Source organism: Pseudomonas fluorescens, assembly GCF_001648775.1.
GTDB classification, from domain to species: domain Bacteria; phylum Pseudomonadota; class Gammaproteobacteria; order Pseudomonadales; family Pseudomonadaceae; genus Aquipseudomonas; species Aquipseudomonas fluorescens_M.
The window spans coordinates 517,466-541,771 of the sequence record NZ_LVEJ01000010.1; the positions used below are offsets into that span (position 1 = coordinate 517,466).

Consider the following 24,306-nt stretch of genomic DNA (forward strand, 5'->3'; position numbering starts at 1 on the left):
CTCCATAACCACTCATCCGAAACCCGTATTCACCTGTCAGATCTGACAGGTGACGCCACCCCCATTCGCGCATTAGATGTCTCCAAGGCCTTACCTCCTTCAGCCCGGAGATACCCATGAACAGCACCCGCACGATCCAAGCCTTTTCTCTCTCGCTGCCTAATGCACCCAAGATGATCGAACTGGTTCCCGCCGATTTAACCGCTCATGGCGGGTTGGGCATCAAAGATGCCAATGAAGCGGATGGTTTTCTGGTGTTGATGCTGGCGTATCTGGACCAAGCGGAACACGACCGGCTAGAACTTTGGCTGAATGACGACTTCATCACCAGCACCACCATCGCCAAAGGCAAGGAACAAGACGACACGCCCCTGCGCATCCCGCCGGGTCTCTTTCAAAAGGCCTTGAATCGCATCAAATTCACCATTCGACGCACTTCTGGCAACGATGACTCCACCAAAGACCTCATCCTCCTGCACCGCACCTCGCCACCCGGCGACACCCCGCCCGTACTGAACCTTAGCGTCAGCCACAAAAACATCGGCCCCGTTGAGGCAGACAAGGTCGCCGTCACGCTGAGCTACCAGAACATGCAGTGGTATGACCTGATCATCGTCAGTTGCAACGGCGTGCAAATCCGCCACACCTTGCAGCCGGACAGCACGGCGCCACTGCCCCCGCTCCCGCAAAATGTAGTCATCCCGATCCCGCGATCCGTGCTGGAACAGGGTGGCGACGATCCGACTTTCGAGTTCAAGTTTCGCGTGGCCGATTACCTGAGCAATCCCTCCGGCCCACCGACCTGGTCGAACTCGGTATTCGTCGATGTGCACCTCAATCGTCTGACCTTGCCAGTGGCGGTCCTGCGCGAAATCCCCACCGAAAACAACGACGACCCAGCCATCGTCGACCTCGCAAAAATGAAGGGCGGCCCGCTGTGGGCCCTGGTGCATCTGGTGGAAACGCTGTGGAGTGTCGGGGATTCCATCTACCTTAAATTCACCGCCGAACTTGATGGCAACCCAGTCGCCAGTCATGAGCAAACACTGCCGGTGACGCAGGTGGGCACGCAACTGGCCTGGGACATTCCCAATGCCAAAGTCGTGGCCAACAGCAGCGTGAGGATGACCTATGCATTGATCCGGAATGGCGCCACCATCGCCACTTCGACGCCGGCCATCGCTGAGGTGGTTGGCGCCTCGACCATCGAACTGTTACCGCCGTTTCTGGTGTCCCCGGCCGTTACTCCGATTGATGTGCTGGCGAGTGCTGCTGGAGTTACCGTCAGGTTTGAACATTTAGCGGCACGGACGGAGGACAGAGGGCGGTTGTGGGAGGAGGATGCGCTACCAGGTTCGCCACCGTTTCCGCTGGTTCAGTTCAATAGCAACAAGCGGGTGAATACGTTGTTGAGTCAGGCGTATCTGGCGGCGCGGCATGGGAAGACGATTGAACTGCGGTGGAATTTGAATCGGGACGGTGGGCGGGTTGGGCAGTCTCCGCCGATGACGTTTAGCGTGCTGAGAATTGCGGATGGCGATTCGCGGCTGCCAATACCCAATATTGCTGGAGAAACCGGCGTCGTACTGGATGTCATGAAACTAACCGATGACGCGAAAATATTCGCTGCCAAGTGGTCGTTTCAAACTGAAGGATTGCCGGTTTGGTTGAAACTTGACGGCATTGATTATGATGGTCGCCCTGTCAGCCTGCCAATCAAAACGGGCGAGCCGCATCTTTCAGCTGATGGATTGGAAATCCCGGTGGACGTCAATTGGCTGCGTAAGTTGAAAGACCGCAGTGAACTCACTGTCGTTGTTAGGGTTGGGCTTGACAAGCAAAGTACAGAGGAGTCGGCAGTAAGACTTCCGTTACGCAGCTACAGCATCAAAACGTTTGCTATTCCAACATTCGAGGACTTCTCATCAGTAGGCCATCGCATACTTCCTATCAACAGTCCCGTTGATATCAACAGCATGATACTCACAACCATAGCGCCGTCCACCGAGCGACAACAAATAGCGCAAAGCAACCCATTTCCTGGAAAGATCGATGGATACGTTATAGTACTAGGACTAACCGAAACCAGAGCAAAATTGCGAATGGACTTTAAGTTTTCTTATTCCAAGGTTACGTTCTGGTATTATCACGCGAATCTAATAGTTATTGCTGAGAGCTTTGACTCTGAGGGTAACTTCCTAGAAAAAATAGAGCTAAACCAACGCAGCCTCACTCAAATAAGCTTCTCCAAACCAGGAATAAAAAGAATAGAATTTGACAACAACCTAAACCAAAATCGCGCTTGCTTTCTGGACAGCTTCGAACTTACCCCATAACCCTGAAACCGATACCCGTGAAAATTTTAAACATGTAGCCATTAGAATTAACAAATAAAACATCGTTTCATTCGGCAGCTTCACATTGCTTAATACTGAAGCTGCCGCAGTTTGCGATACTTTTAAACCACCGCGTTTAAAAGACACCTCCAGACACGCCTTCAAGGCTACACAACCTTGCGCCTTTGCCTACAGCTAAGCCAGAATCCGCCGGCTTGTGCGCCTTGGGTGCGGGTTCTATTGTGGGTCGGTCGCTGACGAATCAGCGATCGGGTTTAGCGATCCGACACCTTACAGACGTAACAACCCCAGTCTCAATTGCAGTTCTTGTCGTTCTGCATTTGGCGTCATGGTGGCTGTGCGCGGGAGACCTTCGGGTCTACCCGGGGTTTCTGTGACCCGGATCGCTAACCTGCGTACAGCCGCCACCTTTACTTGTTTAGCGATGAGCCGTGGCGGCTAAATCAACCACGGAGCTTCACCATGATCAAACCAACACCCAACCCACCCGAAACCGACGCCACCTCGCCCTACGAATCCCTCAACTCAAAAAAACTCCACGAAGCCGCCGACCGCGCCCTCGACCACTACCTCTGCCCGCCCGGCTCCCCTCCGATTCAACGCAAAACCCGCTCGATGTACGCCGTGACCGCCGACTTCAAAAACGAGGAACTGTTGGCCAACGCCTGCGAAACACTCGCCTCAGCCCGAACCATCGCCAATGACTTCGCCAATCTCATACCTGCGTCGCAGCGCCGGACGCTGTTGGGGATTGCGCAGTTGATTATGCTCGGGGAGCTGGCGGTGAATCGGGCGCTGGACAATCTGGAGTTGCCAGGGTGATTCGGGCGTGAATACTTGTTGAGTTACTCGGGGTCAGCTCTGGCCCCTTCGCGAGCAGGCTCGCTCCCACAGGGGAGCAGAGGCAGGCAGTGAAGTAATGCGGACAAACTGTGAGAGTGAGCCTGCTCGCGAAGGCGGTGTATCAGTTAATGAATATGTTGATTGGGACACTGCTATCGCGAGCAGGCTCACTCCTACACTGGGCCATGTGGGTGGATCAGAAGGAACTGCCGCCCCTCCCCGTCAGTCGCATGATTAAGCAGACAGGATTCATAGGAGCGAACGTGTCCAGCGATCCCAAGCGTCACGTTGTCGACGCACCCGTCATTCATCGCCTGCGGGTGCTGACGGTCAATACTCACAAAGGCTTTACCGCGCTGAATCGGCGTTTCATCCTCCCGGAACTGCGCGAAGCGGTGCGCAGTACCTCGGCGGATCTGGTGTTTCTGCAAGAAGTGGTGGGCGAACACGAACGCCATTCCAGCCGCTACAACGAATGGCCGCAAACCTCGCAGTACGAGTTCCTTGCCGACAGCATGTGGAGCGACTTTGCCTACGGGCGTAACGCGGTGTATCCCGACGGCCATCACGGTAATGCCTTGCTGTCGAAATACCCGATTCGCGAATACCGTAACCTCGACGTTTCGATCACCGGCCCCGAGCGCCGAGGCTTGCTGCACTGCGTGCTGGATGTGCCAGGGCACGCCGAAGTGCATGCGATTTGTGTGCACTTGAGTTTGTTGGAAAGTCATCGCCAATTGCAGTTGCAATTGCTCTGTCAGTTGCTCGAATCGTTACCCGAAGATGCTCCGGTGATCATTGCCGGTGACTTCAATGACTGGCAATTGCAGGGCAACGCCGCCCTCGCCCGTCGCGATTACTTGCATGAGGCTTTCGAGCGTCATCATGGGCGCCCGGCCAAGACCTATCCGGCGAGGTTTCCGTTGCTGCGCCTGGACCGCATTTATCTGCGCAACGCCAGCAGTCATGACCCGCGAATCCTTGGCAACAAGCCGTGGACGCATTTGTCCGATCACCTGCCGTTGGCGGTGGAAGTGCATCTTTAGCGACGTGTTACGCGGGACCGCTCGTCAGTCGTTATGTCCAGAGGCGCAAATACCTTCTACACCTAATAGAGCTGAAGGATTGGCACTTCAAAACGTTAGGGTTCAGATCTCACGTAGTTGATTAGCTTCAGAGGTTTTTAGATCACGCACCCGTTCAAGGATGAATTCCCCTACCTGCACGGGAATTTGCAACGATGCGCTCTATTCGATCTCTGAGGGTTTTACCTCGCCGTTTTATTTTGCCCGCCTCCCTCGTACTGCTCGCCAGCCCGCCGGCCTGGTCGAGTTGCGTGTTGACGCCCGGCCCCGGCAACGACGCGTTCAGCTGTGACAGTGGCAGCAGCGGCCCGTTGACCGACCTCTCAGGTAACAACAGCCTGACCCTCCCGGCCAACGGCAGCGGCCAGATCAACGGCAGCGTGAGCTTTGGCGCCGGCGCTGACCGGGTCGAGATCAATTCAGGTGTTATCACGGGTGCAGTCAACCAAGGTGCGGGCGTCGATGATTTCGTCATGACCGCAGGCACGCTGGGTTTTCTCGCCCAAGGCGACGGGCGCGACACCTTTTTAATGACCGGTGGCACCATCGTCGCGGCCTTCGAGGACGGTGACGTGGCACGCATGACCGGAGGCACCATCGGCCGGGTCGATATGAAGCTCGACAACAATATTTTCGACCTGTCGGGCGGGCAGATTCTCGGCAATCTGGTCACCGGTTTTGGCACCGACATCATCATCGTTTCCGGCGGTCGCATCGGTGGCAACATCAGTGTCAGCGGCGGTAACGACAGCATCACTGTGACCGGCGGGGACATCGTCGGCGAGATTCGCGCCAGTGTCGGTGATGACCGTTTGTTGTGGGACGGCGGCGGCATTATCCGTTCGGCAATCCTGATGGACGTCGGCAATGACAGCGCCACCTTGCGCAATCTCGACGACAGCATTCTCGCGCTGACACCGAGCGTCGATGGCGGCGTCGGCACCGATACCCTGACCTTCGACAACAGCCGCACCGCCCTGCCCGCGCGTTTTATCAATTGGGAAAGCGTCAGCCTCAGCAACGGTTCGCAGCTGGATCTGGGCTCGTCCCGTTTGACACTCGGTGATGCTGGCAGCGGCACGGGTGTGTTGAACATCGACGCCAGCAGTGCGCTGTTCGCCACCCAAGGCGCGGTCACTTCTGCCGTGGCCGGTCAAGCGGTGACACTCAACAACGCCGGGATCATCGACCTGACCCGCAACAACAGCCGCAGCGACGACACCCTGACCGTGCAGGGCAACTACGTTGGTAACAGCGGTCAGTTGCTGTTGCAAAGCGTGGTCGGCGGCGATGATTCGCCGAGCGACAAACTGGTGGTCAACAATGGCAGCCTCAGCGGCGCCACGGTGATAAGCGTCAGCAACCTCGGCGGGCCGGGTGGGCTGACTCAGGTCAACGGTATCCAACTGGTGCAGGCGCAAGGCAGCACGGTGACGACCGACAACGCCTTTACCCTGAGCGCACCGGTATCGGCCGGCGCTTATGACTACTACCTGTTCAAGGGCGGCGTCACGGCTGGCACTGAAAACAGTTGGTATTTGCGCTCGGCCGTGGTCGCACCGCAGGTCGTCAGCGTGCCGAACCCTGACCCGACGTTGCCGCCGCAGCTCGTGCCCGTGGTCGCGACACCGGTCGTGGCGGCGATCACACCGATCGCCGCATCAGCGGGGCAACCCGCGCCGACGCTGCCCACGCTGCCGGTGCTGCCAGCCGCCATCGCGGGCGCCGAGCCGATTGCGCTGTACCGCCCGGAAGTACCGACCTGGTCAGTGTTGCCGCCCGCGGCGGCGCAACTGACGCTCAACGCGCTGGGGACCTTTCACGATCGCCAGGGCGATCAGCGTCTGCTGACGGAAACCGGTGCATTCAGCGCCGGCTGGGGGCGTGTCTATGGCAAGAATCTCGAGCAGAGCTGGGCCGGCACGGTCACCCCGCGCCTGGACGGCTCACTCAACGGCTTTCAGGTCGGCAATGATCTGTACAGCTCGCAGACCTCCGGCGGCCAGACCCAACGCGTCGGGTTCTTTGTCGGTCACAGCCGCTTGCAAGGTGACGTCGATGGGTTCAATGAGGGCTTCCAGCACAACAGCGCCGGCAAGATCAAACTCGAGGGCGACAGCTACGGCCTGTACTGGACGCTGACAGATCCGCACGGCGGCTACCTCGATACGGTGGTGATGGGCACCCGTTTCGACGGCGACAACCATTCCGATCGAGGAGTCAAACTCGACAATCGCGGGCATGCCCTGACGTTGTCGGCAGAAGCCGGTTATCCGTTGCCAATTAATGACACCTGGGTGATCGAGCCACAGGCGCAGATCATCCACCAGAAAATCTCCCTCGACAGCCAGGACGACGGCGTCTCCAAAGTGTCGTTCGATTCCGACGGTGCGTGGACCGGTCGACTCGGCGCGCGCCTCAAGGGCCGTTATCAGCTCAGCGGGCTGCCCGTGGAACCCTATCTGCGCGCCAATCTGTGGAAGACCTTTTCCGGCACTGATTCGGTGACGTTTGGCGACAGTGATGTGATCACTACCGAACAGAAATCCTCGACCGCGGACATTGGCCTCGGCGTCGTGTTGACCCTGGACCGCGCCGTCAGTGTGTACGCGAGTACTGATTACAGCAGCAATATTGACAGTAACGACGTGCGCGGCGTGGTGGGCAATCTGGGGATTCGGGTGAGCTGGTAGACCTTCTGTCGGCAATGGAAGCTTTCTACCTTGGGGCTTACGTCGCGTTTTTCCATACAAACAACCACTTAGTTATGTGCAGAAAAACAAACGCTTGCAAAGCGTGATTTGCGGTGACCGCTCATCGTTCAATTTCTTGACGGGCGGGCACCGCTCTTCTTATCTCTACCTTACTACCCCCGGAATCACTGCCCGGGGCGAGCCTTCGGACACTCGCGAAATCGAGCGGCCACGGTTCGCCCCGCTCCATTCGGTCGCCCCTCGTTCGGGGTAGGAGAGACGCCACACAGAGAGAATGCATGCGCCTGCAAGGTAGACCTCCATGAAAACCTCATTCACCCCACACGAGATCAAAATCACTTTCTGCACAGTGTCGAGTTCTATCTTGCTGTGCTCATCCATGGAGGCGCAGGCCGGTCCTGCGGCGGATGAAACCACGCCTTGGTATCGCGCGGATGTGCCGGTGATGACCCTGCCCACTACCGTCATCACGCCAGAACCGCAGCGCTTCAGTCCGCGTCCGGATCTGCAAGGCACACGGCTGATCACCGAAGACCTCGCGCCTTCGGCGTGGGATGAGTTGTATGGGCGCAGCGCGCGTCAGGCGCAAACCGATGTGCTGTCCTCGGGTTTCGCCACACCGGGCAGCGGCGATTTCAAAGGTCCGGCGGTGCTCACACTGCAAAGCGCCAGCCATACCCAGAAGATCGGTTTGATTGGCGGCCTCAACCAGATTCAGGCAAACGGCAACGGCCTGATCACTACCCGCGGCCTCGCCGACCCGACCCGCGACACCCTGAACTTGCAGGGCCAGAGCCTTGGCGCTTATTACAGCCTGATCGGTGCTCAGGGCTGGCATGTCGATCTGTCGGCCAGCGGTGGCCGGGTCAGCGGTTTCAGCCGCAACGAACAAGGCGCCCGGCAAGCCACCGAAGGCAGCGCGCTGACCTTCTCGGTGGAGGGTGGTTATCCGATTGGCTTGAGTGAGAACTGGGTGGTCGAACCGCAGGCGCAATTGATCAACCAGCGGATTACCGTCGATACGCCGTACGCCGGCTCCGGCAACGCCTCGTCGACCGACCTGAGCGCATGGAGCGGCCGTGTCGGTGCACGTTTGAAAGGCAGTTATGACTTGAACGGTCTGCCGGTCGAACCCTACGTGCGCACCAACCTCTGGCACACGGTGTACACCGGCAGCACGGTGACACTGGATCAGGTCGACAAGATCAGCAGCAGCCGCAAATCCTCGACCGTGGAGCTGGGCCTGGGTTTGGTGGCGCGGGTGACGCCGGCGGTGAGCCTGTATGTGAGCGCGGATTACAGCAGTGATGTCGATGACAATGATTTGAACGGGATTATTGGCAGCCTGGGGGTGCGGATGCGTTGGTGAGCGTCAGGTTACCGAAGATCCCTGTGGGAGCGAGCTTGCTCGCGAAAGCGGTTGAGCATTCAACATCATCGTTGACTGACAAACCGCCTTCGCGAGCAAGCTCGCTCCCACAGGTTTTACTGTGCCTTGGATCAACCCTCCGGCTTGAGGATCAACACCGCCAACGGCGGCAGATTCAGCTCCAGCGACAATGACTGACCATGGCTCGGCACTTCCTCGGTAAACGCCCCGCCGCCATTGCCGTAATTGGAACCGGCATAGGTGTCGGCATCGCTGTTGAGCAATTCAGTCCAGCGCCCGGCGAACGGTACGCCGACGCGATAGGCCTGACGCGGCACCGGCGTGAAGTTGGCCACCACCAGCACCGGCTTACCCTCCTTGCTCCAGCGCAACCACGCGTAAACGCTGTTGATCGCATCATCGCCGATCAACCACTGAAAGCCCTGCGGTGCGTCGTCCTGATCGTGCAGTGCCGGCTCTTGGCGATACAGCCGATTGAGGTCGCCGACCAGTTTCTGCACGCCTTTGTGCTCGGAATACTGCAACAGATACCAATCCAGTTGCTGATCGTGATTCCACTCGCGCCACTGACCAAACTCGCAGCCCATGAACAACAGCTTCTTGCCCGGGTGGGTCCACATGAAACTCAGGTAAGCGCGCAGGTTGGCGAATTTCTGCCAGCGATCGCCGGGCATCTTGTCGATCAGCGAATGTTTGCCGTGCACCACTTCGTCGTGGGAGATCGGCAGGATGAAACGCTCGGACCAGGCGTAGACCAGACCAAAACTCAACTCGTTGTGATGGTGCGCGCGGTACACCGGATCCTGCTGAATGTAATGCAGCGAATCGTGCATCCAGCCCATGTTCCATTTGTAGGCAAAGCCGAGTCCGCCCTGCTGGGTGCTCTGGCTGACGCCGGGCCACGCGGTGGATTCTTCGGCGATGACCAGCGCGCCCGGCGCTTCCAGTTCGACCACGTCGTTCAAGTGCCGGAGGAAGTCGATGGCTTCGAGATTCTCGCGGCCGCCGTGACGGTTTGGCACCCATTCGCCAGCCTTGCGCGAATAGTCGCGATACAGCATCGAGGCCACCGCATCGACGCGCAAACCGTCGACATGGAAATGCTTCAACCAATGCAGCCCGGAAGCGAGCATGTAGCCATGCACTTCGGTGCGCCCGAGGTTGTAGATCAGCGTGTCCCAGTCCTGATGAAAACCTTCCAGCGGGTTGCCGTATTCGTACAGCGCGGTGCCGTCGAACTGCGCCAGACCGTGAGCATCGGTCGGGAAATGCGCCGGCACCCAGTCGAGGATTACGCCGATCTCGGCCCGGTGGCAGGCGTCGACGAATTCAGCAAACTGCGCCGGCGAGCCGTACCGCGCGCTCGGCGCGAACTGCGACAGCAGCTGATAACCCCAAGAGCCACCGAACGGGTGCTCCATGATCGGCATCAGTTCGATGTGAGTGAAACCCAGTTCCTTGACGTACGGAATCAGCCGCTCGGCCAACTCCGGCCAAGTGTACTGACGGGCGACTTCGCCCAGATCATCCAATTCGCACTGCCAGGAACCGGCGTGCAGTTCGTAGATCGACAGCGGCGCCGAATGTTTCTGCCGTTCACGACGGCTGCTCATCCAGTCCTGATCCTGCCAGTCGATTTGCAACGGCGTGGCGACTTTCGACGCGGTGTCCGGCGGCAGGCTGGTGGCCAGTGCCATCGGGTCCGCCTTCAACGGCAGAATCCCGTGGGCGCCAAGAATTTCATATTTGTACAACTCACCCGCTTGCAGGCGCGGAATGAACAACTCCCAGACACCGGATGGATGACGCAAACGCATCGGATGCCGGCGCCCGTCCCAGACGTTGAAGTCACCGACCACCGAGACCCGCCGGGCGTTCGGCGCCCACACCGCGAAGCGCACACCGTCGACGCCATCAACGGTTTTCAGTTGCGCGCCAAGGCAGGCGCTGAGGTCACGGTGATTGCCCTCGGCGAACAGATACAAATCCATTTCACCGAGCAACTGGCCGAAGCTGTAAGGGTCCTCGGCAACCTGCTCGCCACCGGCCCAACGCGTGCGCAGCTGATACGGCCGCGCCTGATCGAAATGGCCGACGAACAATCCCGGGGTTTCGGTCTGCTGCAACGGGCCGCGCTCTTCACCCGAGTCCTTGTCCAGCACCACGACACTTAATGCACCGGGTAAATAGGCGCGAATGAACTGCCCGCCGGCGCCGTCGCCGTGGGGGCCGAGAATGGAAAACGGGTCGTGATGTTCGGCGCGCACCAGGGCGTCGATATCCTTCGCCGCCGGCAGCAATGCCTCTTTAGCCGGACCCTGTTCCTTGTTCGAGAAACTCATGACTACTCTCCACCAAGATCGGAAAAGGGTTTAAGCCCCGTCAATAACCCGTACAAACCGTGTAACGGTACGGGCAGCCACGTAGGGCGGTTTTCGGCTTCATAGGCCACTTCATAAGCGGCCTTCTCCAGGCCGAACAACGCCAGCGCGGCGTCGGCACCTTCAGGATCTTGCCAGGCATGATCAAGACTAGCTGCCGCTTGGCGATATGCCTGCACAAATGCCTCACGTGCTTCACGCAAATAACGTTCGGCCACCCGATGGCGCGCCGCTTCGGACTCGGCGCTGTGATCGACGTTGTGCACGTTGATGGTCATCGCCGCCGCGTAATCAAAGGAGCGCAGCACGCCGCTGACGTCCTTGTACGGACTGTGTTTGCCACGGCGCTCGCTCAGTGGCCGCGCCGGCTCGCCTTCGAAGTCGATCAGGTAAGCATCGCCCTTGATCACCAGCACCTGACCCAAATGCAGGTCGCCATGCACACGAATGCGCAAACCGCCGACGGCTTTTTTCGCCAGATCCTGCACGTGGGCAAGGATGGTTTTCTGCTCGTCGACCAGCCGTTTCACCAGTTTCTGATCCGCCGCGCTGAGTTCGCCCTGATGCTGTTTGAGCAACTTCAGTGCGTGCTCGACCTGTGCGGCAACATCTTTGCCCGCCGTCTGCGCATCCTTGGCCGTCGACACTTGCGGCTTGAAGTCGGGGTTGTCGGTGGGTGCGGCCAGCACTTTGTGCATCTCACCCAGACGCTGACCGAGCATGCCGGCAAAATCCTTCAGCTCACCCAGTGCGTTGTAATGCTGTTCCTGCTCGGACATGGCATCGGCCAGTTCATCACGCAGCGCCCGTTCGAGGTTGTTCTGCGTCCATTCCCAGGCGTCGCCCTGATTGCTCAGATAGCCTTGGGCGATCATCAGCAGATTGTCTTCGCCCTTGATGTCGCGGCGGATCACCGACCCGAGCAGCGGGGAGATATTGGCAAACCCGGCCTCGGTCAGGTAAGCGCTCATCTCCAGTTCCGGGTGTACGCCAGAAGCGACTTTACGTATCAGCTTGAGCACCAGACTGTTGCCGATCACCACCGAACTGTTCGATTGCTCGGCGGACAGATAGCGCACTTCCGACTCGGCGCCGAGGCCGAGTTTTTCCAGCTGCGGCGTCGGCGCAAAGCGGATTTCGCCGTCAGTGGATTCCAGCACGGTGTTGTTCTGCATGCCTTGCAGCACCGCGCGGATAAACGCTTCGAGGCTGAACGCGTCAGTGATCAAACCGACCTGTCGTACCCGGCGTACACGCGACAAGGCCAATTGCTGCGGCAATGCCGGGCCAACCTGGTCTTCGGCAATGAAGCCGAACGGCAGTTGATAGCGACTGGTCTGCCCGGCGCTGGTGACTTCGATTTCGCTGAGCAGCACCGGATGCTGCGCATCGCCGAAGCGCACGCCATAAGCCAGATGGACTTTTTCGATGGCCGCGTCCTTGCCGGCGAACCAGCGACGGTTCTGCAACCAGCTCGGCAGAATGTTCTGCTCCAGCGTATTGCGGGACGGCGCCTCGAGCAGCTCTTCCATGCGTTTTTTCAGCACCAGCGTGGTGAAGTCCGGCAGGCTCTGTGCCGGCTCAACGTGCCAGCTCGGCATCTGGTTTTCGCTGGCCAGCGCAAACCAATAGAAACCGTACGGCGCCAACGTCAGGAGGAAATTCAACTGGCCGATCGGCGGAAAAGCATTACCGCCGAGCATCTCCACCGGGACCATGCCGACGTACGCCGACAAATCCAGCTCCGCCGCTTGCGCGCTGCGCGACACGTTGGCCACGCACAGAATGATTTCATGCTTGCCGTCGGCGTCGGTGAATTCGCGGGTGTAAGCGAGAATCCGCCGGTTGCTCGGCGAGAGCATTTTCAACGTGCCTCGACCAAACGCCTTCGACTGTTTACGCACGGCGAGCATGCGTCGCGTCCAGTTGAGCAATGAATGCGGGTCGCCGGCCTGGGTTTCGACGTTGACCGACAGGTAACCGTATTGCGGGTCCATGATCGGTGGCAGCACCAGGCTCGCCGGATCGGCGCGGGAGAAGCCGCCATTGCGGTCGATCGACCACTGCATCGGCGTGCGTACGCCGTCACGGTCGCCGAGGTAGATGTTGTCGCCCATGCCGATTTCATCGCCGTAATACAGAGTCGGCGTGCCTGGCATCGACAACAACAGGCTGTTGAGCAACTCGACGCGACGACGGTCACGCTCCATCAACGGCGCCAGACGTCGACGAATACCGAGGTTGATCCGCGCGCGCCGGTCAGCCGCGTAGTAATTCCATAGATAGTCACGTTCTTTGTCGGTGACCATCTCCAGCGTCAGCTCATCGTGGTTGCGCAGGAAAATCGCCCATTGGCAGTTGGCGGGAATTTCCGGGGTCTGGCGCAGAATGTCGGTGATCGGGAAGCGATCTTCCTGGGCCAGCGCCATGTACATGCGCGGCATCAGCGGGAAGTGAAAGGCCATGTGACATTCGTCACCGTTGAGGCCCGCGGCATCGGTATCACCGAAATACAGCTGAGTGTCTTCCGGCCATTGGTTGGCCTCGGCCAGCAGCATGCGGTCGGGATAATTGGCGTCGATTTCCGCGCGGATCTGCTTGAGGACGTCGTGGGTCTCGGGCAGGTTTTCGTTGTTGGTGCCGTCGCGCTCGATCAGGTACGGAATCGCATCGAGGCGCAGGCCGTCGATGCCCATGTCCAGCCAGTAACGCATCACCGACAGGACGGCTTTCATCACTTGTGGGTTGTCGAAGTTCAGGTCGGGTTGGTGCGAATAAAAACGGTGCCAGAAGTATTGGCCGGCGACCGGGTCCCAGGTCCAGTTGGATTTTTCCGTGTCGAGAAAAATGATTCGGGTGCCGTCGTACTTCTGATCGTCATCCGACCACACATAGAAGTCGCGGGCCGCCGAACCCGGCTTGGCCTTGCGCGCACGCTGAAACCACGGATGCTGGTCGGAGGTGTGGTTGATGACCAGCTCGGTGATCACCCGCAGGCCGCGTTTGTGCGCCTCGGCGATAAAGCGCCTGGCGTCGGCCATGGTCCCGTAATCGCTGTGCACGCCACGGTATTCGGCAATGTCGTAGCCGTCGTCGCGACGTGGCGAGGGGTAGAACGGCAACAGCCAGATGGTGTTGACGCCGAGGTCGGCGATGTAATCGAGTTTGGCGATCAGGCCGGGAAAGTCGCCGATCCCGTCATTGTTAGAGTCGAAAAACGATTTGACGTGAACTTGATAAATCACCGCATCCTTGTACCAGAGCGGGTCTTTGATGAAGGTGGCTGCTGTGGGTTTCTTCGCCATGTGAAACTCCTGTTCAATTCTAGAAAAAACGTGAGCCGATCACCTGACTCCAATTCAATGAGCAACCTGTGGGAGCGAGCCTGCTCGCGAATGCGGATTAACATTCAGCAAAAGTGTCGCCTGCCAAATTGCTTTCGCGAGCAGGCTCGCTCCCACAGGGGTTCTGTGTTCAGGCAGTGATTCGCCAGATTCCAAACGGCTGGTACGCCGGGTCCAGGCGCATGAACTGATACTTGCCATGCCAGTCCCAGCGATGCCCGTTCATCAAGTCTTCGCCATGGGTTGTCGCGTCATCCGGCAGGCCCATTTCCCACAGCGGCAGTTCGAAATTCGCTTCCTGCACGTTATGCGGATCAAGGCTGACCGCGACCAGAATGAAGTTGCTGCCGTCAAAGCTGCGCTTGCCGAAATACAGAATGTTGTCGTTCCAGGCGTTGTAGACCTTCAGCCCCAGATGCGTGTGCAGCGCCGGGTTCTGCCGGCGGATGCGGTTGAGCTGGGCGATCTCGGCAATGATGTTGCCGGGCGCGGTGAAGTCGCGGACGCGGATTTCGTATTTCTCCGAATCGAGGTATTCCTCTTTGCCCGGCACCGGCGCCGACTCGCACAGTTCATAACCCGAATACATGCCCCACAACCCCGAGCCCATGGTCGCCAGCGCTGCGCGAATCAAGAAGCCCGGGCGTCCCGATTCATGCAGGAATGGCGGGTTGATGTCCGGTGTATTGACGAAGAAGTTCGGCCGGTAGCACTCGCGCCATGGCGATTCATTCAGTTCAGTGAAATACGTCGCCAGCTCAGCCTTGCTATTGCGCCAGGTGAAATAGGTGTAGCTCTGCGTGTAACCGACCTTGCCGAGGCGCGCCATCATCGCCGGTGTGGTGAAGGCTTCGGCGAGGAAGATCACTTCCGGGTACAGCGCGCGAACGTCGGCAATCAGCCATTGCCAGAACGGCAGCGGCTTGGTGTGCGGGTTGTCGACACGGAAAATCTTCACGCCTTCCTCAACCCAGCCGATGACGATGTTACGCAGCTCGACCCACAGGCTCGGAATCGCTTCCGGCGCGTAGAAGTCGACGTTGACGATGTCCTGATATTTCTTCGGCGGGTTTTCCGCGTATTTAATCGTGCCGTCCGGCCGCCAGTTGAACCAGCCCGGGTGCTGCTTGAGCCACGGGTGATCCTGGGAGCACTGAATGGCGAAATCGAGGGCGATCTCCAGGCCATGATCAGCGGCCGCCGCGACCAGTCGCCGGAAGTCTTCGCGAGTGCCGAGTTGCGAGTGAATCGCCTCGTGGCCACCCTCCTCGCTGCCGATCGCATAAGGACTGCCCGGATCCTCCGGCCCCGCCGTCAGGGAATTGTTGCGGCCCTTGCGATGGGCGCGGCCGATCGGGTGGATCGGCGTGAAGTACAGCACGTCGAAACCCATGTCCTGAATCATCGGCAGGCGCGCGTGCACATCATTAAAGGTGCCGTGACGGTGCGGATCGTCGGTGATCGAGCGCGGAAACAGTTCATACCAACTGGCGAACTCGGCCAGTTCACGCTCGACGTCCATGGGGAACTCGGCACTCACGCTCAGGTAAGCGCGGTGATCGGCCTGCGCCATCAACTGCGCACTGCGCGAGTGCAGAAACAGCGCGACCTGCTCGGTTTCGAGCAACCCGGACAGTTCGTGGTGCAACGCGGCCAATTGCTCGCTGAGCTGACCTTCGCTGCGTTCGGCGGCCTGTTGCACCATCGTTCGGCCTTCTTGTAGCTCTAGCGAAACCGGTACGGCGGCGGTGTGTTTCTTCTCCAGTTCATACTGAAAACTGGCGAAATGGTCGATCCACGCCTCGATGCAATACAGAAAACGGCCCTGATGCTCGGGACGGAACTGTCCTTGCCAACCATTATTGCCCTGGTCGGACATGACCTCGCTTTGCCAGGTCTCTTCGCCTTCTTCACGCCAGCGAATGCGCACTGCGAGTTTGTCGTGACCGTCGGCAAACACCTTGCTGGTCACCACGACGTCGCGGCCGGCGATCGACTTCACCGCGAACTGCCCGCCATCCAGGGTCGGCATGGTGTTTTCGATGGCGATGCGCGGCAACAGCAACGCCTGCGACAGCGGCATGTGCGGGTTGTAGCTCAGTTCAGAGGGTTTTTCAGCAGTCATTGAGCATCTCTCCTTAACGCCCAAAGGACGCTCTTGTGCCGGGGTCAGTGTTCGCAACGCAGCGCCTGCCCCGGAATGAACTCACTTAGGTTCCGAGCGACCGCCGCGGGGAAAAGTTCAGATGAAATTGTCGTGTCAGAAAAGCGGATCGAATGGCGCACGAGGTGGTCAACTCACTTAAGCACTTCTCACGCCATGTGCCACACGGAGGTCATCAGATGACTATCCCGATCCCGGCGGAAACGCCCGATCCGAACATCGACAAACCCACCCTGCCCGAGACGGAACCGCAACCGATCCCCGAGCAGGAGCCGCCGGGTACCACGCCACCGCCCAAAGAAGAACCGCCGAGCACGATGCCCCCCGTTATCGTGTAACTGAAAGTGTGGGAGCTTGCCTGCAAGCGATGAGGCCAGGTCAGTCAACCGCTGCATCGTCTGATGCGCCGCCATCGCCAGCAGGCTGGCTCCCACAACGATCATTCAGTGGTCATCCGTCTTCTGCTCTTTACTTTCGAAGAGCTTCACGATGCGCGGCATCACGCTGAAGATCGCCAGTGCCAGCAAGGTACTGAGCAACGCCGTCGCCTCTTTGCCCAACCCTGCTGCCACACCGATGGCCGCCGTCATCCAAAGCCCCGCTGCAGTGGTCAGGCCTTTGACATGGCCTTCGTCACCTTCAGGGTTTTTCAGGATTGTGCCAGCCCCCAGAAAGCCGATCCCGGCGATCACCCCCTGCAACACCCGACTCATCGCATTCGATTCCGCCCCCGAGGTCTGCGGCACCAGCACAAACAGCGCCGCCCCGAGCGCCACCAGCATATGCGTGCGCACCCCGGCAGCCTTGCCTTTGTGCTCGCGTTCAAAACCGAGAATGCCGCCGAGCACCGCCGCCATGAGCAGGCGCACAGTGATCCGGGTCAATTGCGAGGCATCGCCGATGTCGGCGAATTCTGTTTGCAGGGTTTCCCACACTTCATGCCACCACGCGTTCATCGTGCAGTCCTTGTTGTTTTGGCTCGATAGACGATGGACAACGGCGACCATTAATCGGTTGCGCAGAACGATCGTCGACGCGTGCGCCCTAACCTTGCAGACCTCCCTGAAAAAAGGACTGCTCCCATGCCTCTTCGAGTCGATGAATCCAATCCCGAGCAAAAAGTGTGTTTTTTCACTGTCGAGAATGGCGAGGAAATTCGCATTTGCGACACTCTGGAAGTCAAAACCGATAGCGACAAAGCCATGTCCTTCGTGGAAATCGAAGGCAGGCGCGTCTACGTCACCGAAGCAGAAGCCGACGCGCTGACCGTTGCAGGCGCCAGGGACGGTCGCAAGCATTTGAAGGCCGACGAGAGTGATTCGGTGATTTGACTGACCTTGATCAACACCCCGCGCAAACGTCTGCGATAGGCGTTTGCGCCTTTATCTGCGGGCTGCTTCAAGTTGTCGCAGGCGCTGCTGAAAATCGCATCTGATCCGCTTTTTATTGAAATACCTGAGTCTGTTATGCAAACAGATCGGCGCTCATAGTGCATTGGCCTGATGGAGGCTGATGAGCGACTAACCATGAGCGAACAAATCCCCGTCCGAACCGTAGAAGCAACGCCCACTATAAAGAGTGTGCCCGCACGCCCAATGAAGGCGACGGCCAAATCCAGCGACAACCAGATCCACACCCGCAGCTTCACTGGCCTGTTCCGCACCCTGCGCATGAGCGGCGCGGGTTTTCTGTTTTTGCTGTTTTTCGGCACCGTGTGGCTGAACTGGGGCGGACGTCAGGCGGTGCTCTGGGATCTTTCCGAAAGCAAATTCCACATCTTCGGTGCGACCTTCTGGCCACAGGATTTCATTCTGCTGTCCGCGCTGTTGATCATCGCCGCATTCGGCCTGTTCGCCATCACCGTGTTCGCCGGCCGGGTCTGGTGCGGTTACACCTGCCCGCAGAGTTCGTGGACATGGATCTTCATGTGGTGCGAAAAAATCACCGAAGGCGAACGCAACCAGCGGATCAAACTGCAAGCCGCGCCGTGGGGGCTGAACAAACTGGCCCGACGTGCGGCCAAGCACACCTTGTGGCTGGCGATCAGCGTGATGACCGGCCTGACCTTCGTCGGCTACTTCACGCCGATCCGGCCACTGGCCGAGGAACTACTGACCCTGCAAATCGGTGGTGTCAGCCTGTTCTGGGTGCTGTTTTTCACCGCCGCCACCTACATCAACGCCGGCTGGCTGCGTGAAGCGGTGTGCATGCACATGTGCCCGTATGCGCGGTTCCAGAGTGTGATGTTCGACAAGGACACTCTGGCGATTTCATATGACGTGGCCCGTGGCGAACACCGTGGCCCGCGCAAACGCGATGTGAAACCGCTTGAAGCCGGGTTGGGCGATTGCATCGACTGTCACTTGTGCGTGCAGGTCTGCCCGACCGGCATCGACATTCGCGATGGCTTGCAGATGGAATGCATCGGCTGCGCGGCGTGCATCGACGCCTGCGACTCGATCATGGACAAAATGAACTACCCACGCGGTTTGATCCGCTACAGTTCCGAACGTGAATTGCAGGGTGGCAAGACGCACCTGCTGCGCCCGCGCCTGATCGGTTACACCGTGGTGCTGGTGGCGATGATCGGCGCATTGGCATTGGCGTTGGTCGAGCGGCCGATGGTCTCGCTGGACGTGACCAAGGACCGTGGTTTGTTCCGGGAAAACGGTCAGGGCCAGATCGAGAACATCTACAGCCTGAAAGTCATCAACAAGACCCAGCAACGCCAGGACTACAACCTGAGCCTGGTCGACGGCGACGGTTTCCAGCTGCAAGGCAAGACCGAACTGAGCCTGGCGCCGGGGGAAATTGTCGATGTGCCGGTGTCGGTGGCGATGACCACGGAGCGCCCGACCAGCAGCTCGCAGACCTTGAGTTTCAAGATCGCCGACAGCGATGAGCCAGAGGTTTATAGCGTGGCGAAGAGCAGGTTTGTGGCGCCGATGAATCGCTGAGCCGTTAGAATCCGGCCCCTCACCCCAGCCCTCTCCCAGGGGTAGAGGGAGCCGACCGAGGTGTCTGTCGCTGTACATCGACCTGAGAGACCGAGTCGATTATGGATTCAGTAAAGCACTTTCAGGCCGAGTCGATTATGGATTCAGTAAAGCATTCTCAGGCCGAGTCGATTATGGATTCAGTAAAGCATTCTCAGGCCGAGTCGATTATGGATTCAGTAAAGCGCTTTCAGGCCGAGTCGATTATGGATTCAGCGAAGCAATTTCAGGTCGGTGTAGTTCACAAGCATCCCCCAATCAGTCCCCTCTCCCTCTGGGAGAGGGCTAGGGTGAGGGGCAGTTCCCCTGACACACCTCATCATCAACCCGCACCAAGGCTCCTCGATGAAACGCTACGAAAAATTCGCCGACGACATCGCTGAACTGATCCGCTCCGGCGTCCTCGGCCCCGGCCAGCGCGTGCCTTCGGTGCGTTACGCCAGCCAGACCTACGGCGTCAGCCCATCCACGGTGTTCCAGGCCTACTACCTGCTCGAACGCCGTGGCCTGATCCGCGCCCGGCCGCGTTCCGGCTACTTCGTCAACACCCACGCGCCGAGCCCGTTTTCGGAGCCGGTGATCAGCAGCCACGTCAACGACTCCACCGAAGTCGACGTCAGCGAACTGGTGTTCTCGGTGCTGGAATCGATCAAGGACCCGAGCACCGTGCCCTTCGGCTCGGCATTTCCCAGCCCGACGCTGTTCCCGCTGCAACGCCTGTCGCGCTCACTGGCCAGCGCCGCCCGCGAGATGGACCCGCGCATGGTCGTCACCGACATGTCGCCGGGTAACCCGCAATTGCGCCGGCAAATCGCCCTGCGTTACATGGTCGGCGGCCTGATGCTGCCGATGGAAGAACTGTTGATCACCAACGGCGCCCTCGAAGCGCTGAACCTGTGCCTGCAAGCGGTGACCGAACCTGGCGATCTGGTGGCCATCGAAGCCCCGGCGTTTTACGCCAGCCTGCAAGTGCTGGAACGGCTGAAACTCAAAGCCGTGGAGATCCCCGTGCACCCGCGCGACGGCATCGACCTCGGCGTGCTCGCGCAGACCCTTGAGCGGCATCCGATCAAGGCGTGCTGGTGCATGACCAGTTTCCAGAACCCGATGGGCGCGACCATGCCCGAGGCGAAGAAGCAGGAACTGGTGGAACTGCTGCGCCGTCACCAAGTGCCGCTGATCGAAGACGATGTCTACGCCGAACTCTATTACGGCCAGCAAGCGCCAAAACCCGCCAAGGCCTTCGACACCGAAGGTCTGGTGATGCATTGCGGCTCGTTCGCCAAAAGCCTGGCCCCCGGCTACCGCATCGGCTGGGTCGCCGCCGGGCGTTATGCGCAGAAAATCGAACGGCTGAAACTGATGACCTCGCTGTGCGCCTCGATGCCGGCGCAGGCAGCGATTGCCGACTATCTGCAACACGGCGGCTACGATCGGCATCTGCGCAAACTGCGTTACGCCCTCGAAGAGCAGCAAAGCGCGATGCTCGCCGCGATTGCCCGCTATTTCCCGGCGCAGACGCGGGTCAGCCAACCGGCGGGCGGCTACTTCTTGTGGCTGGAATTGCCACCGCAGATGGATTCGTTGAAGTTGTTTCAGATGGCGCTGGCTCAGGGCATCAGCATCGCCCCGGGGCCGATATTCTCGCCGACGCAGCGCTTCAGGAATTGTATTCGCCTGAATTACGGCAGCCCGTGGACCGAGGATTCGGAGAAGGCCATGGAGACGTTGGGGCGGATTGTGCGGTCGTTCTGACAGATTGATGGTGTTTGCTTTGGCCTCTTCGCGAGCAAGCTCGCTCCCACATGGGTTCTGTGTCATTCACACATCCAATGTGGGAGCGAGCTTGCTCGCGAAGGGGGCGGTGTTATCGAAACAAATCCAGGCGATTAACGCCCACCCCCCAAATCAACAAACGTCCCGGTCGCATACGAAGCCTTGTCCGACAACAACCAGACAATCGCCTCCGCCACCTCATCCGGCCGCCCGCCACGGGCCATCGGAATCGCTGACTCGAGTTTGCTGACCCGATCCGGATCGCCGCTCAACGCGTGAAAGTCGGTGTAGATGAAACCCGGACGCACCGCGTTGACCCGAATCCCCTCGCCTGCCACTTCCTTGGACAAACCGATGGTGAAGGTGTCGAGCGCGCCTTTGGACGCCGCGTAGTCGACGTACTCATTGGGCGAGCCGAGCCGCGAGGCCACCGACGACACGTTGACGATGCTGCCGCCCTGCCCGCCGTGCTTGGGCGACATGCGCAGGATCGCATGCTTGGCGCAGAGGATCGGCGCCAGAACGTTGGTTTTCATGATTTTGAGGATGCGGAATTCGGACATTTCATCGACCCGCGACTTGTGTCCGACGGTGCCGGCGTTATTCACCAGTGCGGTGACCCGACCCAGTTCGGTGTCGACCCGGTGGAACAGCGCGATCACTTCGTCTTCGATGCTGACGTCGGCGCGCACCGCGATGGCCTGAGCGCCCAATGCGCGAACTTGCTCCAGCACGCTTTGTGCGGCTTGTTCGTCTTGCTGGTAGTTGATGCAGATCCGATAGCCTTGCTCGGCAGCCAACAACGCCGTAGCGGCGCCAATCCCGCGCCCGCCGCCGGTGATCACAATGACTTTATCCATGCTGGCCTTTCCCCCAAATGCACACGTAACAGTCGGGGGGAAGAATAACCGCCATTGGCGGGTTTTGCATGAGGTCTGTTGTGTCTGGCCGGACGCCTTCGCGAGCAGGCTCGCTCCCACAGGGGGTATGCATTCCAAATGTGGGAGCGAGCCTGCTCGCGAAGAACGATAACGCGGTCGATCAAACCGCCGCCAGCGCCTCGCCCCGTGCAATATCCTGCATGAATTTATCCGCCGGCATCGGATGCCCGAGCAGATAACCCTGCAACGAATCACAACCCAATTGCGTCAGGAAATCCTGTTGCACATCGGTCTCGACACCCTCGGCGACAATTCGCAAACCCAGCGCCTGCCCCAGCGCGACAATCGCCGAAACGATGGCGGCATCATCGCTGTCGCGCTCCAGATCGCGGACAAAGCCACGGTCGATTTTCAGCTCGTTGGCCGGCAGACGCTTGAGGTACATCAGGCTCGAATAGCCGGTGCCGAAATCATCGATCGACAGATCGACGCCCATGTCCGACAACTCCTGCAACACAGTCATGCTCGCGTCGGCATCGCTCATCGCCGTGGTTTCGGTGATTTCCAGCGTCAGGCTGTTGGCCGGCAAGTGGTGCGTGGCCAGAGCCTTGGCGACGCTGCGCACCAGCCCGGTGTGGCAGAACTGCAACGCCGACAGGTTCACCGCGATGCGCCAATCGGTATAACCGAGGACAAACCACTCGCGCATCTGCCGGCAGGCTTCGTTGAGCACCCATTCACCGATCGGAATGATCAGACCGGACTTCTCGGCCAGGTCGATGAATTTGTCCGGCATCAGCATGCCGTGCACCGGGTGTTGCCAGCGCAACAGCGCTTCAGCGCCGACCGGACGGCCATTGGCGGCGTCGAACTTCGGTTGGTAATGCAGGCTGAACTGGCAGTGTTCCAGCGCCGCGCGCAGGTCCTGCAACAACTGCAACTGCTTGCGCGCGTTGTTGTTCATCGAGGCATCGAAAAAGCTGTAACCGTTTTTGCCGCCGCCCTTGGCGTGATACATCGCCGCGTCGGCGTTCATCAGCAACTCCTGGGCGGTCTGGCCATTGCCCGGATACAGGGCGATGCCGACGCTGGCGGATATCTGCAAGTCATGCTCGGCGACGCGGAACGATTGCGCGATCAGGCCGACCTGACGCGCCGCCAGCCCCAGCGCATCATTGGGTTCGCTCAGACGCACCAGCAACACGAATTCATCGCCACCGATCCGCGCCAGTGTGTCGAGGCTGCGCAAGTCTTCACGCAGACGCACCCCGACTTCGCGCAACAACTGATCGCCCATGTGATGGCCAAAGGCATCGTTGACCGGTTTGAAGCCGTCCAGGTCGATGAACATCAAGGCAAAACAGCCGCCCTGCTCATGAACCTTTTTCATCGCCTGATTGATCCGGTCGTCGAGCAGCATGCGGTTCGGCAGGCCGGTCAGGGTGTCGTGCAGGGCCAGTTGCGTGAGTTCGCGGTTGGCCACGGTCAGCGAGTGCGCCAGATCAGCGGTGCGCGCCTCCAGACGTGCGTCGAGAATCGAGGTGAGCAAGGCAATCGACAACACCGCCAACGTGGTGATCAGCACCAGACTGTCGAGGCCGTTACCCTTCAGACCATTGAGCGTAGCGCCACAAAAACTGCCATCAGGGAATTGTGCGGCAGCCATGCCGGTGTAATGCATGCCGACAATCGCGACGCCCATGATGATCGCCGCGCCGCCACGAATCAGCCTTACATAGGGCGAATGCTGACGCAGGCGAAAGGCAATCCACAGCGCGGCGGCAGAGGCACCGACGGCGATCAGCAATGAGGCACCGAAGAGGGTCGGGTCGTAATCGATCCCGGGCGTCATGCGCATCGCCGCCATGCCGGTGTAATGCATGGCGCTGATGCCCGTGCCCATGATCAGCGCACCAAAGGCCAGTTGCAGAATCGGCAGTTTCGGCTGACTGACCAGCCACAAGGCAAAACCGCAGGACAGTACGGCGATCAACAGCGACAGCGCCGTGATGCCGACGTCATAGCCGAGGTCGATGGGCAGTTTGAAGGCGAGCATGCCGATGAAGTGCATCGACCAGACACCGACGCCCATGGCCAGTGCACCACCCGCGGTCCAGAAATGCACTGCGCGCCCCTTGGCGGTGGCGATGCGCCCGGTGAGGTCGAGCGCGGTATACGAAGCGAGGATCGCCACACACAGCGAAATGAAAACCAGGGTGGAGGAATAACTACCGATGAGCATGAGCATTCTCGTGGCCACCCGACGCGGATTGCGTCCATTCTCGGTCGGGCAAATGCGGCGATTGTACTGATTGCACGGAAGAACGCACTGACAAAGTAAGCAAATTGCCATCAACCCGATGAAACGCTTGTTC

Annotated in this window: 15 protein-coding genes; 9 read left to right on the forward strand and 6 right to left on the reverse strand. The window is 59.4% G+C overall.

What is annotated here, in order from left to right; translation table 11 throughout:
* The first annotated feature begins 116 nt into the window (after positions 1-116).
* The 5 genes from A8O26_RS12355 to A8O26_RS12375 all read left to right on the forward strand — a co-directional run bounded on the left by A8O26_RS12355 (position 117) and on the right by A8O26_RS12375 (position 8,368).
* A complete protein-coding gene (locus A8O26_RS12355; protein WP_064118249.1) occupies positions 117-2,336 on the forward strand; it encodes a hypothetical protein in 2,220 nt (739 codons plus the stop codon).
* Between the two features lie 483 nt (positions 2,337-2,819).
* Positions 2,820-3,179, forward strand: coding sequence for a DUF6124 family protein (locus tag A8O26_RS12360; protein WP_064118250.1), 360 nt, complete (start codon positions 2,820-2,822; stop codon positions 3,177-3,179).
* Between the two features lie 284 nt (positions 3,180-3,463).
* The gene (locus A8O26_RS12365; protein ID WP_064118251.1) at positions 3,464-4,246 is read left to right on the forward strand and encodes an endonuclease/exonuclease/phosphatase family protein; all 783 of its coding nucleotides are present in this window, start codon (positions 3,464-3,466) and stop codon (positions 4,244-4,246) included.
* A 194-nt stretch (positions 4,247-4,440) separates the two neighbouring features.
* A complete protein-coding gene (locus A8O26_RS12370) occupies positions 4,441-6,978 on the forward strand; it encodes an autotransporter family protein (protein ID WP_064118252.1) in 2,538 nt (845 codons plus the stop codon).
* 322 nt (positions 6,979-7,300) lie between these two features.
* Entirely contained in the window at positions 7,301-8,368 is a 1,068-nt protein-coding gene (locus tag A8O26_RS12375) for an autotransporter domain-containing protein (RefSeq protein ID WP_064118253.1), read from the forward strand.
* Positions 8,369-8,499: 131 nt separating this feature from the next.
* Here A8O26_RS12375 and glgB read toward each other — a convergent pair whose 3' ends face one another.
* The 3 genes from glgB to A8O26_RS12390 all read right to left on the reverse strand — a co-directional run bounded on the left by glgB (position 8,500) and on the right by A8O26_RS12390 (position 16,239).
* Positions 8,500-10,731 (reverse strand): 1,4-alpha-glucan branching protein GlgB, encoded by a 2,232-nt coding sequence (gene glgB / locus A8O26_RS12380; RefSeq protein ID WP_064118254.1) that lies wholly within the window; start codon positions 10,729-10,731, stop codon positions 8,500-8,502.
* A gap of 2 nt (positions 10,732-10,733) precedes the next feature.
* Positions 10,734-14,075, reverse strand: a complete 3,342-nt coding sequence (gene treS / locus A8O26_RS12385) for a maltose alpha-D-glucosyltransferase (protein WP_064118255.1) — start codon at positions 14,073-14,075, stop codon at positions 10,734-10,736.
* Between the two features lie 169 nt (positions 14,076-14,244).
* Positions 14,245-16,239, reverse strand: a complete 1,995-nt coding sequence (locus A8O26_RS12390) for an alpha-1,4-glucan--maltose-1-phosphate maltosyltransferase (RefSeq protein ID WP_064118256.1) — start codon at positions 16,237-16,239, stop codon at positions 14,245-14,247.
* Between the two features lie 218 nt (positions 16,240-16,457).
* Here A8O26_RS12390 and A8O26_RS29945 point away from each other — a divergent pair, with 218 nt between their 5' ends.
* Positions 16,458-16,616 (forward strand): hypothetical protein, encoded by a 159-nt coding sequence (locus A8O26_RS29945; RefSeq protein ID WP_172828146.1) that lies wholly within the window; start codon positions 16,458-16,460, stop codon positions 16,614-16,616.
* A gap of 105 nt (positions 16,617-16,721) precedes the next feature.
* On the opposite strand, the gene A8O26_RS12400 is transcribed toward A8O26_RS29945, so the two are convergent.
* Entirely contained in the window at positions 16,722-17,234 is a 513-nt protein-coding gene (locus A8O26_RS12400) for an MgtC/SapB family protein (RefSeq protein WP_064118258.1), read from the reverse strand.
* 126 nt (positions 17,235-17,360) lie between these two features.
* Here A8O26_RS12400 and A8O26_RS12405 point away from each other — a divergent pair, with 126 nt between their 5' ends.
* The 3 genes from A8O26_RS12405 to mapR all read left to right on the forward strand — a co-directional run bounded on the left by A8O26_RS12405 (position 17,361) and on the right by mapR (position 21,029).
* Entirely contained in the window at positions 17,361-17,609 is a 249-nt protein-coding gene (locus A8O26_RS12405; RefSeq protein ID WP_064118259.1) for a DUF3203 family protein, read from the forward strand.
* 195 nt (positions 17,610-17,804) lie between these two features.
* Positions 17,805-19,235 carry a cytochrome c oxidase accessory protein CcoG gene (ccoG, locus tag A8O26_RS12410; protein WP_064118260.1) on the forward strand — a complete coding sequence of 477 codons (1,431 nt, stop codon included), beginning with the start codon at positions 17,805-17,807 and terminating at the stop codon, positions 19,233-19,235.
* Positions 19,236-19,619: 384 nt separating this feature from the next.
* Positions 19,620-21,029, forward strand: coding sequence for a GntR family transcriptional regulator MpaR (mapR, locus tag A8O26_RS12415; RefSeq protein ID WP_008087199.1), 1,410 nt, complete (start codon positions 19,620-19,622; stop codon positions 21,027-21,029).
* A 134-nt stretch (positions 21,030-21,163) separates the two neighbouring features.
* Here the strand turns inward: mapR and A8O26_RS12420 are convergent, their stop codons facing one another.
* Together A8O26_RS12420 and A8O26_RS12425 are read right to left on the reverse strand one after the other, a co-directional pair.
* The gene (locus A8O26_RS12420) at positions 21,164-21,910 is read right to left on the reverse strand and encodes an SDR family oxidoreductase (RefSeq protein WP_064118261.1); all 747 of its coding nucleotides are present in this window, start codon (positions 21,908-21,910) and stop codon (positions 21,164-21,166) included.
* 181 nt (positions 21,911-22,091) lie between these two features.
* Positions 22,092-24,173 (reverse strand): putative bifunctional diguanylate cyclase/phosphodiesterase, encoded by a 2,082-nt coding sequence (locus A8O26_RS12425; RefSeq protein WP_064118262.1) that lies wholly within the window; start codon positions 24,171-24,173, stop codon positions 22,092-22,094.
* Positions 24,174-24,306: the final 133 nt, after the last annotated feature.

Excerpts from the sequence above, each read along its gene's own strand:
- A8O26_RS12355 (WP_064118249.1), top strand. The coding sequence starts at position 117 with ATGAACAGCACCCGCACGATCCAAGCCTTTTCTCTCTCGCTGCCTAAT.
- A8O26_RS12360 (WP_064118250.1), top strand. The coding sequence starts at position 2,820 with ATGATCAAACCAACACCCAACCCACCCGAAACCGACGCCACCTCGCCC.
- A8O26_RS12370 (WP_064118252.1), top strand. The coding sequence starts at position 4,441 with ATGCGCTCTATTCGATCTCTGAGGGTTTTACCTCGCCGTTTTATTTTG.
- A8O26_RS12375 (WP_064118253.1), top strand. The coding sequence starts at position 7,301 with ATGAAAACCTCATTCACCCCACACGAGATCAAAATCACTTTCTGCACA.
- glgB (WP_064118254.1), bottom strand. The coding sequence starts at position 10,731 with ATGAGTTTCTCGAACAAGGAACAGGGTCCGGCTAAAGAGGCATTGCTG.
- treS (WP_064118255.1), bottom strand. The coding sequence starts at position 14,075 with ATGGCGAAGAAACCCACAGCAGCCACCTTCATCAAAGACCCGCTCTGG.
- A8O26_RS12390 (WP_064118256.1), bottom strand. The coding sequence starts at position 16,239 with ATGACTGCTGAAAAACCCTCTGAACTGAGCTACAACCCGCACATGCCG.
- A8O26_RS29945 (WP_172828146.1), top strand. The coding sequence starts at position 16,458 with ATGACTATCCCGATCCCGGCGGAAACGCCCGATCCGAACATCGACAAA.
- A8O26_RS12400 (WP_064118258.1), bottom strand. The coding sequence starts at position 17,234 with ATGAACGCGTGGTGGCATGAAGTGTGGGAAACCCTGCAAACAGAATTC.
- A8O26_RS12405 (WP_064118259.1), top strand. The coding sequence starts at position 17,361 with ATGCCTCTTCGAGTCGATGAATCCAATCCCGAGCAAAAAGTGTGTTTT.
- ccoG (WP_064118260.1), top strand. The coding sequence starts at position 17,805 with ATGAGCGAACAAATCCCCGTCCGAACCGTAGAAGCAACGCCCACTATA.
- mapR (WP_008087199.1), top strand. The coding sequence starts at position 19,620 with ATGAAACGCTACGAAAAATTCGCCGACGACATCGCTGAACTGATCCGC.
- A8O26_RS12420 (WP_064118261.1), bottom strand. The coding sequence starts at position 21,910 with ATGGATAAAGTCATTGTGATCACCGGCGGCGGGCGCGGGATTGGCGCC.
- A8O26_RS12425 (WP_064118262.1), bottom strand. The coding sequence starts at position 24,173 with ATGCTCATCGGTAGTTATTCCTCCACCCTGGTTTTCATTTCGCTGTGT.